Below are 13,203 nucleotides of genomic sequence, written 5' to 3'. Positions count from 1 at the left end.
CACCCAACGTCCGTGCCGCCGCGTAGCTTTGTGTCATGGCACGCAGAATCGGCAGCCGATACGCCGCCCATCAGGTGATCGGACGCGGCAGCGCGGGCACGGTGTGGCTCGGCGAGGGCCCGGACGGGCCGGTCGCCATCAAGCTGCTCCGCGAGGACCTGGCCGAGGACCGGGAGCTGGTCGAGCGCTTCCTGGGGGAGCGCGCCGCGCTGATGAGCCTGGACCACTCGCGCGTCGTCGGCGTCCGCGACCTCGTCGTCGACGGCCGCGACCTGGCGCTCGTCATGGACCTCGTCCGCGGTACGGACCTGCGTACCCGGCTGGAGCGCGACCGCCGGCTGCTCCCGCAGGCCGCCGTCGCCATCGCCGCCGACATCGCGGAGGCCCTGGCCGCCGCGCACGCCGTGGGCCTCGTACACCGGGACGTCAAGCCCGAGAACGTCCTGCTGGACTCCGACGCCCCCGCGGGCGCGGGCGGCGCGCCGCCCGCGCTGCTCACCGACTTCGGCGTCGCCAAGCTCATCGACGCCCCCAGCCGCGCGGCGCAGCCGCCCCCTACGCCCGGGGGGCGCGGGGGAACCCCCACCGCGCCCCGCGGGCGCGGCGGCGCCGCCGTGGGCACCCGGGTGCCGACCCAGCGCCGTGTCATCGGCACCCCCGACTACGTCGCCCCGGAGATCGTCGAGGGCCTGCCCGCGCGCGCGGCCGTCGACATCTACGCCCTGGCCACCGTGCTGTACGAACTGCTGGCCGGCTTCACCCCCTTCGGCGGCGGCCACCCGGGCGCCGTGCTGCGCCGGCACGTGACGGAGACCGTCGCGCCGCTGCCCGGCATCCCCGACGAGCTGTGGGAGCTGCTGCTGCAGTGCCTCGCGAAGGCGCCCGCGTCGCGGCTGCGGGCGGTGGAGCTGGCCGCCAGGCTGCGCGAGATACTGCCGGACCTGGACGGGCTGCCGCCGCTGGACGTGGAGGAGTCGGCGGACGGTGCGGACGAGGCGGGCGGCCGGTCGCCGCACACGATGCGGCTGGGCGGCGACCGCGAGGCGGCCCCGGCCGGAGCCCTCGCCACCGCGGGCGAGCCGGGCGTGACCGGCGCCGGCGGCCGGCCGCTGCGCGGCTCGGTGCCGCTGGTACGGTCCGCGGCCCCGGACTCCAACCGGGACACCCACACGAGCATGCGCATGCCCAGCGCCGACGAGCTGGCCGGCGGCGCCCGCGGCACCGCGCGCGTACCGCGGCTGGCCGGCCAGCCGCGGCCGGGCTCGGCCCGTGCCGCCCGCGCGACCACGACGCGTGCGAAGCGGCTGAAGCTCACGGTCGCCGCGGCCGTCGTCGCCCTCGCGGGCGTCGGCGGCTGGCTGGTCGCGTCGGGCGGCGGCGACGACGGCGGGGGCGGGAGCGGCGGCGGCGACCGCTCCACCACCTCGGAACCCTGACTCCGCCCGGATCCGCGGATACGCGCCACCTGCGGTCGGAGCGCGCAGCGGTACTCTGGTGGGGTGGCAGCACCTGATGTATCCGAATCGCTCAAGGCCCTCGGCTCCACCATGGACTCCATCGAGGCCGTGCTCGACCTCGACAGGCTGAGGGCCGACATCGCCGTGCTCGAAGAGAAGGCAGCGGCCCCCGCCCTCTGGGACGACCCGGAGAACGCGCAGCGGGTCACCAGCCGGCTCTCCCTCCTGCAGGGCCAGTTGCGCAAGATCGAAGAGCTGCGCGGGCGGATCGACGACCTCGAAGTCCTCTTCGAGCTCGCCGAGAGCGAGGGCGACGCCGACACGCAGCGCGAGGCCGAGGGCGAGCTGACCGCCGTCCGGCGCGCGGTCGAGGAGCTGGAGGTGCGCACGCTGCTGTCCGGCGAGTACGACCAGCGCGAGGCGATGGTCAATATCCGCGCCGAGGCGGGCGGCGTGGACGCCGCGGACTTCGCCGAGCAGTTGCAGCGCATGTATCTGCGCTGGGCCGAGCACAAGGGCTATCCGACGGAGGTGCTGGACACCTCGTACGCGGAGGAGGCCGGCATCAAGTCGACGACCTTCGCCGTGAAGGCCCCGTACGCGTACGGCACCCTCTCCGTCGAGCAGGGGACGCACCGCATGGTGCGTATCTCCCCGTACGACAACCAGGGCCGCCGCCAGACGTCGTTCGCCGGCGTCGAGGTGCTGCCCGTCGTGGAGCAGACCGACCACATCGAGATCCCGGAGAACGAGATCCGGATCGACGTCTTCCGCTCCTCTGGGCCCGGCGGCCAGTCCGTCAACACCACGGACTCCGCGATCCGCATCACGCACCTGCCGACCGGCATCGTCGTCTCCTGCCAGAACGAGAAGTCGCAGATCCAGAACCGCGCCGCCGCCATGCGCGTGCTGCAGGCCCGCCTGCTCGCCAAGCGCAAGGAGGAGGAGCAGGCGAAGATGAACGCGCTCAAGGGCGACAGCGCCGGCTCGTGGGGCAACCAGATGCGGTCCTACGTGCTGCAGCCCTACCAGATGGTCAAGGACCTGCGCACGACGCACGAGGTGGGCAACCCGCAGGCGGTGCTCGACGGCGAGATCGACGGCTTCCTGGAGGCGGGCATCCGCTGGCGCAAGCAGCAGGAGCAGGCGGCCGCCGAGGGCTGATGTCCGCCGGTCGCCGGAGGCGTCCGCGGACCGGTCCTGCCGCTGCAATTCCACGGCTGACCGCGGGCGTTGCGGGTCCCGGTGCGAGTGTCACAGTCGTGCACCACTTACCCCGGACATTGACCGGAAAAAGGTACAACCCCGTCTCAACTCGCTTGACGCTCCAGCGAATACCCGAGAGGCTTGCCGCCGAGCTTTCTGCAGGTGTGTGGGGTTCGTGTGACTCAGGGGGGTAAACCCGCCGCGAACAGGCCCCGTACCGACGCCAGCCCACTGACGAGTACGGCTACTGGGGGTAGCGAGCAATGACGAACAAGGTGCGTGTACGGGTGGCGCGGGTCGCCGCCAGCGCGCTGATCGCCGGCGGAGCCTCGCTCGCCGCCGCCGGGGCCGCGCAGGCCACCGGCGACGACGGTGGCGACACGCGTGTCGAGGTCTCGGTCAAGTCCGGTAACGACGAGGGCGACGGGAACGCCGGCGGCGTGGTCGCCGGCCTCATCGAGGGCGCCACCGGTGCGGTCACCGGCGAGACGACCGGTGAGACCACTGGCGAGACGACCGGCGAAACCACTGGCGAGACGACCGGTGAGACCACTGGTGAGACGACCGGTGAAACCACCGGCGAAACCACTGGTGAGACGACCGGTGAGACGACCGGTGAGACCACTGGCGAGACGACCGGTGAAACCACGGGTGAGACCACCGGCGAGACGACTGGTGAGACCACCACCGGCGAGACCACCGCCGACGGCGGTGCCGATGACGGCGGTTCCGGTGACGACGGCGGCTCCGGCGACGACGGCGGTCAGCAGGCCAGCGGCGGCCAGCAGACCACCGGCGGCACCGGCGGCGGCGACACCGACTGCGAGCTGGACGGCGACAGCGTGATCTGCGAGGCCGAGTCGACCTCCGGCGGCAGCGAGCCCTCGCCGGCCGGCGACAGCGAGCCGCAGGAGCAGCTCGCCGACACCGGTTCCAGCGGCACCACGTACCTGCTCGTGGGTGCGGCCAGCATCATCGCCGGCGGCGTCGGCTTCCGGCTGCTGCCGCGGCTGATGACCCGCAACGAGTCGGCTGCCTGACCCGTAGCACCCGCCGCACAGGCGACACGAAGGGCCCGGAGCGAATCGCTCCGGGCCCTTCCGCGCATTTCGTAGCGCTGTGTGGCGGTTTCCGGTGCTTCGTTACGCACCGTCGGTCAAGTGATGTGACGTAGATCACATACGCGGTTTTCGTGGGCGCCGTACGCCCCGCGCCCCCGCGCCACCCGCGGACTGTGCCGCGCTACGCCGTCCGCTGCTGCAGGAACAGCACCGCCGCCACGGCCGCCAGCAGCGCCAGCAGTATCCACACCGTCGTCGGCGTCACGCCGCGCCAGCCGTTCTCCTGGCGCATGCGCTCCCTGCTCGCCCGGCAGACGGGACAGCGGCCCTCGCTCACGGGCCCCGCACAGCTCGCGCAGACCAGCCAGTCGCGTGTCATGTGCTTCCTCCTCCCGCTTCGCTCTCCGTGCACCGCCGCTTGCGTTTCTCCCTCTACCACTGTGCCAGGTCCGGACCGAATCGGCGCGTGTCAACGGATTCCCCGCGGGCGCACGGGGCGGTTTGTCCGTGACGAAACGCACCAACCGCCCACGGCGACTGCGCGCCCCCGCCGCATTCGCGTAAGGTCACCTGCGACCGCGACAGGGAGCCCAGCGTGATCCGATTCGACAACGTCACCAAGATGTACCCCAAGCAGAACCGCCCAGCGCTCCAGGACGTCTCGCTGGAGATCGAGCGCGGTGAGTTCGTGTTCCTCGTGGGGTCCTCCGGCTCCGGCAAGTCCACGTTCCTGCGGCTCATCCTGCGCGAGGAGCGGACCACCCACGGCCAGGTGTACGTGCTCGGCAAGGATCTCGCCCGGCTGTCCAACTGGAAGGTGCCGCAGATGCGGCGCCAGTTGGGCACGGTCTTCCAGGACTTCCGGCTGCTGCCGAACAAGACCGTCGCGGAGAACGTCGCGTTCGCCCTCGAAGTGATCGGCAAGCCCCGCGGGCAGATCCGCAAGACCGTCCCCGAGGTGCTCGACCTCGTGGGACTGTCCGGCAAGGGCGACCGGATGCCCGGCGAGTTGTCCGGCGGTGAGCAGCAGCGGGTCGCCGTCGCGCGGGCGTTCGTCAACCGGCCGATGCTCCTCATCGCGGACGAGCCGACGGGCAACCTCGACCCGCAGACCTCGGTCGGCATCATGAAGCTGCTCGACCGCATCAACAGGACCGGTACCACAGTGATCATGGCCACGCATGATCAGCAGATCGTCGACCAGATGCGCCGGCGCGTCATCGAACTCGAGTTGGGGCGGCTGGTCCGCGACCAGTCGCGCGGTGTCTACGGATACCAGCACTGAGCTGCTGCCCCCGGAGCTGAAAGGACGGGCATGCGCGCCCAGTTCGTCTTCTCGGAGATCGGTGTCGGTCTCCGCCGCAATCTGACGATGACCTTCGCGGTGATCGTCTCCGTGGCCCTGTCGCTGGCCCTGTTCGGGGCCTCCTGGCTCATGGGCAAGCAGGTCGACACCATGAAGGGCTACTGGTACGACAAGGTCAACGTCTCCATCTTCTTCTGCAACGAAGTGGACGCCGAGACCTCGCCCAACTGCGAGAAGGGCGCGGTCACGGCGGAGCAGAAGAAGGAGATCCAGGACGACCTCAAGGCCCTCGACGTCGTCGAGAGCGTGCACCACGAGTCCAGCGAAGAGGCGTACAAGCACTACAAGGAGCAGTTCGGCGACTCCCCGCTGGCCTCCTCCCTCACGCCGGACCAGATGCAGGAGTCCTTCCGCGTCAAGCTGACGGATCCCGAGCGGTACGAGGTCATCACCAGCGCCTTTGCCGACAGACCCGGCGTCCAGGAGGTGCAGGACCAGCGCAATGTGCTGGAGAGCCTGTTCAACCTGCTCAACGGCATGACGTACGCGGCCATCGGTGTGATGGCGCTGATGCTCGTCGTGGCGATCATGCTGATCGTCAACACGGTACGGGTCTCGGCGTTCAGCCGGCGGCGTGAGACCGGGATCATGCGGCTGGTGGGCGCGTCCAGCGTCTACATCCAGTTGCCGTTCATCGTCGAGGCCGCCGTCGCCGGGCTGATCGGCGCGAGCTTCGCGGCCGTGCTGCTGGTCGGCGGCAAGCACTTCCTGATCGACAACTGGCTCGCCGACAAGATCCTGTTGATCAACTTCATCGGCTGGGACGAAGTGATCCGGGTGCTGCCCCTCGTCGTCGCGATCGGGCTGCTCATGCCGGGTATCGCGGCCTTCTTCGCACTGCGCAAGTACCTCAAGGTCTGACAATCAGGGCGGGTGTGGCGTAGGCCACGTGCGTGCAGTAGCGGGGCCAACTCCCCCTGCCGCACCCGCCGCTGTCCTACACTCAGCGGCATGTCGGGCCCGACTGACAGCGACAGGCCCCGCAGCGCCTTCCGCCGCGGGGCCTCCCTGACGTTGGTCTTCGTCAGCGTCCTGGCCACCGGCGCCGCCACCGGGTCCTGGCCCGGCGAGGCCGAGCGCCCGCCCAAGGTGCTCACGGGACACGTCGCGGACGAGCAGGTCTACGATCCGCGGGCCGGCGAGGGCGGCACCGCCGACTCGGCAGGCGAGCTGGTCAGCCGCAGCGGAGACCGCTGGTCGACGGCGTACAGCGCGCGCGAGTACGAGTCCCTCCAGCAGATGCTGGCGGGCAAGTACGTCGGCGTGGGGCTGTGGATCAAGACCGACGAGGCCGGCCGGATGGAGATCGCCCAGGTCGGCGAGGACAGCCCGGCCGCCGAGGCCGGCATCCGCGCCGGCGACACGCTGCGCGCCGTCGACGGCACCCCGGTCGCGGGCCGCCCGGTCACCGAGGTCGTCGCGCTGCTGCGCGGCGACGAGCTGGGCGAGGGGGCGCGCGGAAGCACGGTGGTGCTTGCGCTGCAGCGCGGCGAGCGGCGCTGGGTGCGGCCCGTGCGCCGGGTGGAGCTGACGACCGAGCCCGTGACCGTACGGCAGGACAAGCCCGAGGGCGCGGGCGACGCGACCCCCGTGATCCGGGTGGAGAGCTTCACCCGCGGCAGCGGCGCCGAGGTGCGCAGGGCCGCAGCGGAGGCCCGCGGCAGCGACGGCCTCATCCTCGACCTGCGGGGCAACTCCGGCGGCCTGGTCGTGGAGGCCGTCGAGGCGGCGTCGGGCTTCCTCGACGACGGGGTGGTGGCGACGTACGACCTGGCGGGCCGCCAGCAGGTGCTGTACGCGAAGCCGGGCGGGAACACCCGGACGCCGATGGTCGTCCTCGTCGACAGCGGCACGATGAGCAGCGCCGAGCTGCTGGCCGGGGCGCTCCAGGACCGCGGCCGCGCCGTCGTCGTCGGCAGCCGCACCTTCGGCAAGGGCTCGGTGCAGATGCCGAAGGCGCTGCCGGACGGCTCGGTCGCCGAGCTGACGGTCGGCGAGTACCGCACCCCGGCCGGGCGCAGCCTGGAGGGCGTCGGCGTCACCCCGGACCTGGACCTGGCCGCCACCGGCGACCGGAGCGCCGAGGAGGAGGCCCGGACGGTTTTGAGTGGCCTCGGGAGCGGCGTCTAGGCGACAATGGCCCGGCTATGGGTAAAGACACGGGTCGCAAGCTGATCGCGCAGAACAAGAAGGCGCGGCACGACTACCTCATCCTCGACACGTACGAGGCGGGGCTCGTGCTGACCGGTACCGAGGTCAAGTCGCTCCGCCAGGGGCGGGCCTCGCTCGCCGACGGCTTCGCGCATCTCGACGGCGGCGAGATCTGGCTGCACAACGTGCACATCCCGGAGTACTCGCAGGGTACGTGGACGAACCACACCGCGCGCCGCAAGCGCAAGCTGCTGCTGCACCGGGCCGAGATCGACAAGCTGATCGGCAAGACGCAGGAGACCGGGCTGACGATCGTGCCGCTGGCGCTGTACTTCAAGGACGGCCGGGCGAAGGTCGAGATCGCGCTGGCGCGCGGCAAGCGGGAGTACGACAAGCGGCAGGCGCTGCGCGAGAAGCAGGACAACCGCGAGGCGCAGAAGGCGATCTCCGCGGCCCGCCGCAGGTTCCGCGGCTGACCTGCGCGGACGGCGCGCTGCGGGGTGGAATACGGTGGCACGCCACGGCGTTCTTCCAGTAGGCTGTTCGCAGCGGCTCCTCGTGGGCTGCGCACCTTGAAAACACCACATGGGGATGATCGGTTTCGACAGCGGCTGTCGGAACAGGAGAAGCGAGCCGAGGAAGCGGCCATGATCTCGTTAACCACAGGCCGAAACAAATAATCGCCAATCCCAAGCGCGATTCCTTCGCCCTCGCTGCCTAAGTAGCGACTTGCGAAGTGTCAGCCCGGGGCTGTTCCCGACCCGGATCCTGGCATCAGCTAGGGAACTCCACTGCTAGACCCGGTCACGGGGTGTAGCAGGACAAACCACAGTGACTGAGCCCGTCGGAGACTTGTCCGCGTGATCTCCGGGGCCGAGAAAAACGTAGCGGACTGCGCTCGGAGAAGTCCTGTCCCTGCACCGTTGGACGCGGGTTCGATTCCCGCCATCTCCACGAAGGCGATGGGCGACGTGTGCCCGCGGAAAGCGCGGGCCTCGTCGCCTTCGTCATTTCTGCGCGGCTTCGCCGCGCGTGGCGGGGGCTTCGCCCCCGCACCCCCTTTACGGGGTGACGGTGACGTGTGCGTGCGGAGAGCGCGGGCCTGGTCGCCTTCGTCGTTTCTGCGCGGCTTCGCCGCGCGTGGCGGGGGCTTCGCCCCCGCACCCCCTTTACGGGGTGACGGTGACGTGTGCGTGCGGAGAGCGCGGGCCTGGTCGCCTTCGTCGTTTCTGCGCGGCTTCGCCGCGCGTGGGGGGGGCTTCGCCCCCGCACCCCCTTTACGGGGTGACGGTGACGTGTGCGTGCGGAGAGCGCGGGCCTGGTCGCCTTCGTCGTTTCTGCGCGGCTTCGCCGCGCGTGGCGGGGGCTTCGCCCCCGCACCCCCTTTGTCATCGCTGTTTCCCGATGTGGTCCATCAGGTGGGTCACCAAGGTGTCGGCTACCGGCGTGCGGCGGTACAGGAGTACCGGCGGGGACGTGAACTCGCCGAGCGCGTGGGCGCCGGGGCGTACCTTCGGTGACGTCCTCCTCAGCGTGACGCAGAACCCCGCGCCCGCCACCCGGCTCTCGTGGAAGTCCGCCGCGGACACCGCGTAGAAGCGGCCGGGGCCCAGCAGCCGGTCGTCCACGACCTCCAACTCCGCGACCTCCTCCGTGCGTTTGAGCACGGACAGCCGTCCCCCTCCCTCCGCCCGGTACAGCGGCCCCCGGACCCCGCCCGGCGCGGCGCCGAACCGCCGGTTGCGTAACTCCCCGTCGATGACCAGGCTTTCGAGCGCGTACGCGTGCCGGTGCACGGTCAGCGTCCGTGCCGCCGGGTGCCGTTCGCCGCGCGGCCAGCAGTGCAGCGCGTACCGCCGGCGTGACTCGTCCCCGGCCAGTTCGAGGCGGAAGAAGCCCAGCGGGTGCCACAGGGCCGCGAGCCGGCCGGGGGCCGGGCTTTCGAGCAGTTCGCCGAGTGCGGCAACGGCCTTGCCGGCGTCCTGGTCGTCGAAGGCCGCGGCGAGCGCGGGCATGACGGACTGGTCGCCGGACATCGAGGTCTCCGCGGGCATGTGGGAGGTGGACCGTCGGTCTGCGGTGCGTTCAATATGCAAGCAAGTCCGCGCCCCGGGCAATGGCGCATGGTCGCGAACCGATGGCTTTCGGACGGGCAGGTGGTCCGCCCGGTCAGAGCGGTGGCGGGGTGCCCGGCAGGCGCTCGATGACCAGCAGCGCCGCGTCGTCGGCCAACTGCCGGCCGGCATGCCGCAGCAGGTCCGCGCGCAGGGCCGCGACGAGGTCGGCCAGCGCGCACTCAGCGTGGCGGGCGACGCTGTCGGCGAGCGGGAAGTAGACGCCGTTCTCGTCGCGGGCCTCGATGAACCCGTCCGTGTAGAGCAGCAGCCGCTCACCGGGACGGAAGGCGATGGTCTGCGGCACCGGCAGGGTGCCGACCAGGCCGCCGAGCCCGATCGGGAGGCCCGGCCGGTCGGGCATGTGGCTGGTGACGGTGCCGCCGTCGATGAGCAGCGGCTCGGGGTGGCCCAGGTGCACGATGCGGGCGACGGGCTCGTCCGGCGGGATCTCCACCAGCAGGGCGGTGGTGAAGCGCTCGCTGTACGCCTCCGACGGGTCGTCCCGGGCGATCTCCCGCAGGGCGGTCTCCTCCAGTCGCCCGGCGACCTCGCCGATCGTCGGCTCCCGGTAGGCGGCCTCGCGGAAGCACCCGGTCAGCACGGCGGAGACGCCGACGGCGGGCAGCCCCTTCCCGCGTACGTCGCCGATGAGCACCCGGGCGCCGTACGGGGTCGGCAGCGCCTCGTACAGATCCCCGCCGATCTGGGCCTCCGCCTCGGCGGCGAGATAGACGCTGTGCAGGGCGAGCCGGTCGATCCGCGGCGGCAGCGGGCGCAGCAGCGCGCGCTGCGCGGCCCCGGCCACGGACCGGACCTGCTTCAGTTCGGCCTCGCGTCTTTCCCGGATGTTGGCCGCTGCGATGCTCGCCACCGCCACGGAGGCCAGGGCGGCGAGGATCATGTCGGAGCTGATATGGCCCAGGACGCCGTTGGTCACGTCCAGAACCAGGGTCAGGCCCATCACGGCGGCGCCGGTCACGGCGGTGATGCGTACCGACGCGGTCGCCGCGGCCACGACGGGCGCGGCGCCGAGCAGCGGCGCGGTCCGCAGCCAGGAGGGGGCGGCGAGGTCGACGGCCGCGACGACGACGATGATCAGCAAGGGGTACAGGACGTACGGGATCGGGGACGCGCCGGGTGGGGCGGAGTCCTCGGCGCCTCCGACATCGCGGCGGTGGCCGCCGCGGAGCGGGAGTCGCATGGTGGTGGCGTCCTTCGGTTGGTTTGTTCCTTATGTTCTGATTATCGAGGATAGGTCATGGTAGGGGAGGCGACGCGACCGCGTGAGGCGATCGGGGGCGGGGGCGGCCGCCGGGGGCCGAGGGCCGCTCGTATACGGGCCGGGGGGCCCGCGCTTCGTACCGGGGCGTAGGACGGGCGCGGCCGGGCCCTGGCCCGTTCCGCGGCGCTGTGTCAGCGGGTGCCGGGCGTGGCGCGCAGCGCCAGGGTCTCGGGGGCGGTGATCTCGATTTCGCCGTGCGCGTACGTCAGCACGCCGTCGCGGCGGAGTCCGGACAGCGCGCGGTTGAGGGTGACGCGGGTGACCCCGAGGTGGTCGGCCAGGGCCTGCTGGCCGCCGGGGAGGGGCACGCGGCGGGAGCGGCGGCGGGCGGCTTCGTCGAGCAGCCAGGCCGCGAGCCGGGCGGGCGCGGGGAGGGTCGCCGCCGCGGTGAAGCGGGTCTGCTGGTCGCGGGCCTGGGCGGCGAGGGTGCGCAGGACGTGGGCACGGACGGCGGCGGCGCCGTCGACGAGGGCGAGGAAGTCCGCCCGGGGCAGGCTGCGCACGGTGCAGGGGGTGAGGGCGGTGTACGTCGCGGTGTGCCCGCGGTCGTCGATCACCGCGACCTTGTCCAGCGCACACGGCCCCGCCCACGCCCCGACCCGGACCACCCGCCCGCCCGCGGACACGACGGTGGCCGCGACCCGGCCGTCGAGGAGCAGGAGCAGGTGCCCGGCGGGGTCCCCGGCGGCGCGCAGGACGCCTCCGGCGGCGTACCGCCGCGGGACGGAGGCGCGCCACAGGGCGCGGAGGCGGTCCGGAGGGAGGCCGCGGAGCAGCGGTACGCCCCTCAGCACGGCGCACGCACCGGGCTCGGCGTCCGGCGCCGGTGTATCGGGTGATACAGATCCCCTCACGCCCCCGACCGTACCGTCGCCCCCATGCTCGTACTCGAACTGTCCTTCAGCCCCACCCCCGACCGCCTCGCCGCCCGGCCCGCCCACCGCGAGCGGCTCGCCCGGCTGCACCGCGACAAGGTCCTCCTCGCCGCCGGGCCCTGGGCCGACGACTCCGGGGCCCTGCTCGTCTTCGACGCGACCCGCGACCGGCTCGACGCGCTCCTGGCCGACGACCCGTACTACCGCACCCCCGGCGTCCGGGTCGTCGGCGTCCGCGAGTGGAGCCCCGTCGTCGGCCCTTGACCTCGACCTAGGTTCAACCGCCACGCTGGCGGCGTGACCCGCCCCCTCGTGCCGCGCGCCTACCGCCCCGTGCTCGCGCATCCCCGACTGCGCCGGCTGCTGCCCGCCTTCGTGGCCTCGGACTTCGGCGGCGGCATGAGCATGGTCGCGGTGGCGTGGCTGGCCCTCCTCATCGCCCCGGACGGCCGCGAGGGCCTGCTCGTCGGGGCCGCGCTCGCGGCGTACGCGCTGCCGGGGGCGGCGGGCGTGCTGCTGCTCGGGCGGTGGCTGCGGAAGCTGCCCGCGCGCCGGCTGCTCATGGCCAACTGCGCGCTGCGCGGCACCCTGCTGGGCTGCGTGCCGCTCGCCTGGGGCCTCGGCATCCTGGACCCCGTGACGTACGTCGTGCTGCTCGGCTGCTCGTCGGTGCTGACCGCCTGGGGCAGCGCGGGGAAGTTCACGCTCGTCGGCGAACTGCTGCCGGAGCGGCACCGGCTGGCCGCCAACGCCCTGCTCGGCGCCAGCATCTCCACGAGCATCGTCGCGGGACCCGCGGTGGCCGGGTTCCTCGCCACGGCCGTCAGCCCGGCGTGGATCATCGGCCTGGACGCGCTGACGTACGCGGTCCTCGCCGTGCAGACCGCGCGGCTGGGTCCCGGCGGCGAGGAGCGCCAGGAAGCGGCGGCGGCCCGGCCCGCCGGGCGCGGGCTGCGGCTCCTCGCCGGACAGCGCGAACTGCTCGCGATCCTCGTCCTCACCTGGCTGTTCTTCGCCCTCTACGGCCCCGTCGAGGTCGCTCTCCCGCTCTACGTCACCGGTGTGCTCGACGGCGACGCCGGGCTCCTCGGCCTGTTCTGGACCGCCTTCGGCGTCGGCGCGGTCGCCGGCGGGCTGACGGTCGGCGCGCTGCGGCGGCTGCCGCTGTGGCCGGTGACGCTCGGGATCGTCGCCGGCTGGGGCGCGACGCTGCTGCTGCCGTACGGGCTCGGGGCCGGGACCGCAGCGGCGATGGCCTGCTTCGCGCTGGGCGGCGCGGTGTACGGCCCGTACCCGGCGCTGTCGTTCACCCTCTTCCAGAACCGCACGCCGCGGGGCTGGCTGACCACGGTGCTCGCGGCGCGGGGCGCGGTGCTGCTCACGTCGACGCCGGTCGGGGCGGCGCTCGGCGGGCCGCTGGTCGCGGCGTTCGGGGCGCGGGCGGTGCTGGCGGGTTCCGGGGCGGCGACGGTGGGGGTGGCGGTGGTGGGGACGGGGGTGTGGCTGGCGACGCGGGGGGCGCGGCCCGTAGCGGAGGCGGGTGACGGGCCGGGCGGCGGGCCGGACGGCGACGGGCCGGACGACGACGGGGCGCGGGGGGACGGGGCGCGGGCCTCGGCCTGACCCGCGCATGCCGGGGCACGCGACGGCGTCGTCGTGGCCGGTCTCGGGGGCCCAGCCGTACGGGT

General features: G+C 72.7%; 13 protein-coding genes and 1 other RNA gene. 10 read left to right on the top strand and 4 right to left on the bottom strand.

Annotated features, from left to right (window positions below):
• Positions 1 to 35: 35 nt before the first annotated feature.
• The 3 genes from OG946_RS12450 (at position 36) to OG946_RS12440 (ending at position 3,703) form a co-directional block, all read left to right on the top strand.
• Entirely contained in the window at positions 36 to 1,436 is a 1,401-nt protein-coding gene (locus OG946_RS12450) for a serine/threonine-protein kinase (protein ID WP_326796178.1), read from the top strand.
• 63 nt (positions 1,437 to 1,499) lie between these two features.
• Positions 1,500 to 2,621 carry a peptide chain release factor 2 gene (prfB, locus tag OG946_RS12445; RefSeq protein ID WP_326796177.1) on the top strand — a complete coding sequence of 374 codons (1,122 nt, stop codon included), beginning with the start codon at positions 1,500 to 1,502 and terminating at the stop codon, positions 2,619 to 2,621.
• 305 nt (positions 2,622 to 2,926) lie between these two features.
• Positions 2,927 to 3,703 (top strand): hypothetical protein, encoded by a 777-nt coding sequence (locus tag OG946_RS12440; protein ID WP_326796176.1) that lies wholly within the window; start codon positions 2,927 to 2,929, stop codon positions 3,701 to 3,703.
• 202 nt (positions 3,704 to 3,905) lie between these two features.
• Here the strand turns inward: OG946_RS12440 and OG946_RS12435 are convergent, their stop codons facing one another.
• Positions 3,906 to 4,103, bottom strand: a complete 198-nt coding sequence (locus tag OG946_RS12435; RefSeq protein WP_101424267.1) for a hypothetical protein — start codon at positions 4,101 to 4,103, stop codon at positions 3,906 to 3,908.
• Positions 4,104 to 4,319: 216 nt separating this feature from the next.
• On the opposite strand from OG946_RS12435, the gene ftsE reads away from it, so the two are divergent.
• The 5 genes from ftsE to ssrA all read left to right on the top strand — a co-directional run bounded on the left by ftsE (position 4,320) and on the right by ssrA (position 8,198).
• Positions 4,320 to 5,009, top strand: a complete 690-nt coding sequence (gene ftsE, locus OG946_RS12430; protein WP_047016035.1) for a cell division ATP-binding protein FtsE — start codon at positions 4,320 to 4,322, stop codon at positions 5,007 to 5,009.
• A 30-nt stretch (positions 5,010 to 5,039) separates the two neighbouring features.
• Positions 5,040 to 5,951, top strand: a complete 912-nt coding sequence (ftsX, locus tag OG946_RS12425) for a permease-like cell division protein FtsX (RefSeq protein WP_326796175.1) — start codon at positions 5,040 to 5,042, stop codon at positions 5,949 to 5,951.
• A 153-nt stretch (positions 5,952 to 6,104) separates the two neighbouring features.
• Positions 6,105 to 7,220 (top strand): S41 family peptidase, encoded by a 1,116-nt coding sequence (locus tag OG946_RS12420; protein ID WP_326800232.1) that lies wholly within the window; start codon positions 6,105 to 6,107, stop codon positions 7,218 to 7,220.
• A 17-nt stretch (positions 7,221 to 7,237) separates the two neighbouring features.
• Positions 7,238 to 7,717: an SsrA-binding protein SmpB gene (gene smpB / locus OG946_RS12415; RefSeq protein WP_047016032.1), complete on the top strand. Its 480-nt coding sequence runs from the start codon at positions 7,238 to 7,240 to the stop codon at positions 7,715 to 7,717.
• Between the two features lie 111 nt (positions 7,718 to 7,828).
• Positions 7,829 to 8,198, top strand: a transfer-messenger RNA (tmRNA) gene (gene ssrA, locus OG946_RS12410).
• Positions 8,199 to 8,629: 431 nt separating this feature from the next.
• Here ssrA and OG946_RS12405 read toward each other — a convergent pair.
• The 3 genes from OG946_RS12405 to OG946_RS12395 form a co-directional block, all read right to left on the bottom strand.
• Positions 8,630 to 9,295 (bottom strand): hypothetical protein, encoded by a 666-nt coding sequence (locus tag OG946_RS12405; protein ID WP_326796174.1) that lies wholly within the window; start codon positions 9,293 to 9,295, stop codon positions 8,630 to 8,632.
• 115 nt (positions 9,296 to 9,410) lie between these two features.
• The gene (locus OG946_RS12400) at positions 9,411 to 10,559 is read right to left on the bottom strand and encodes a PP2C family protein-serine/threonine phosphatase (RefSeq protein WP_326796173.1); all 1,149 of its coding nucleotides are present in this window, start codon (positions 10,557 to 10,559) and stop codon (positions 9,411 to 9,413) included.
• Between the two features lie 212 nt (positions 10,560 to 10,771).
• Positions 10,772 to 11,494 carry a Crp/Fnr family transcriptional regulator gene (locus OG946_RS12395; protein WP_326796172.1) on the bottom strand — a complete coding sequence of 241 codons (723 nt, stop codon included), beginning with the start codon at positions 11,492 to 11,494 and terminating at the stop codon, positions 10,772 to 10,774.
• Between the two features lie 24 nt (positions 11,495 to 11,518).
• Here OG946_RS12395 and OG946_RS12390 point away from each other — a divergent pair, with 24 nt between their 5' ends.
• On the top strand, positions 11,519 to 11,779 hold the full coding sequence (locus OG946_RS12390) for a YciI family protein (RefSeq protein ID WP_326796171.1): 261 nt from the start codon (positions 11,519 to 11,521) through the stop codon (positions 11,777 to 11,779).
• A 33-nt stretch (positions 11,780 to 11,812) separates the two neighbouring features.
• A complete protein-coding gene (locus OG946_RS12385; protein WP_326796170.1) occupies positions 11,813 to 13,138 on the top strand; it encodes an MFS transporter in 1,326 nt (441 codons plus the stop codon).
• Positions 13,139 to 13,203 lie beyond the last annotated feature (65 nt).

The organism is Streptomyces sp. NBC_01808 (genome assembly GCF_035917395.1).
In the GTDB taxonomy this organism is placed as follows: domain Bacteria; phylum Actinomycetota; class Actinomycetes; order Streptomycetales; family Streptomycetaceae; genus Streptomyces.
Note: the sequence above shows the minus strand (reverse complement) of the source record. Positions and strands in the feature narration are given on the sequence as shown.

Coding starts and splice junctions, on each gene's coding strand:
- OG946_RS12400 (WP_326796173.1), bottom strand. CDS start 10,559: ATGCGACTCCCGCTCCGCGGCGGCCACCGCCGCGATGTCGGAGGCGCC.
- OG946_RS12450 (WP_326796178.1), top strand. CDS start 36: ATGGCACGCAGAATCGGCAGCCGATACGCCGCCCATCAGGTGATCGGA.
- ftsX (WP_326796175.1), top strand. CDS start 5,040: ATGCGCGCCCAGTTCGTCTTCTCGGAGATCGGTGTCGGTCTCCGCCGC.
- OG946_RS12405 (WP_326796174.1), bottom strand. CDS start 9,295: ATGCCCGCGGAGACCTCGATGTCCGGCGACCAGTCCGTCATGCCCGCG.
- OG946_RS12435 (WP_101424267.1), bottom strand. CDS start 4,103: ATGACACGCGACTGGCTGGTCTGCGCGAGCTGTGCGGGGCCCGTGAGC.
- OG946_RS12390 (WP_326796171.1), top strand. CDS start 11,519: ATGCTCGTACTCGAACTGTCCTTCAGCCCCACCCCCGACCGCCTCGCC.
- smpB (WP_047016032.1), top strand. CDS start 7,238: ATGGGTAAAGACACGGGTCGCAAGCTGATCGCGCAGAACAAGAAGGCG.
- OG946_RS12440 (WP_326796176.1), top strand. CDS start 2,927: ATGACGAACAAGGTGCGTGTACGGGTGGCGCGGGTCGCCGCCAGCGCG.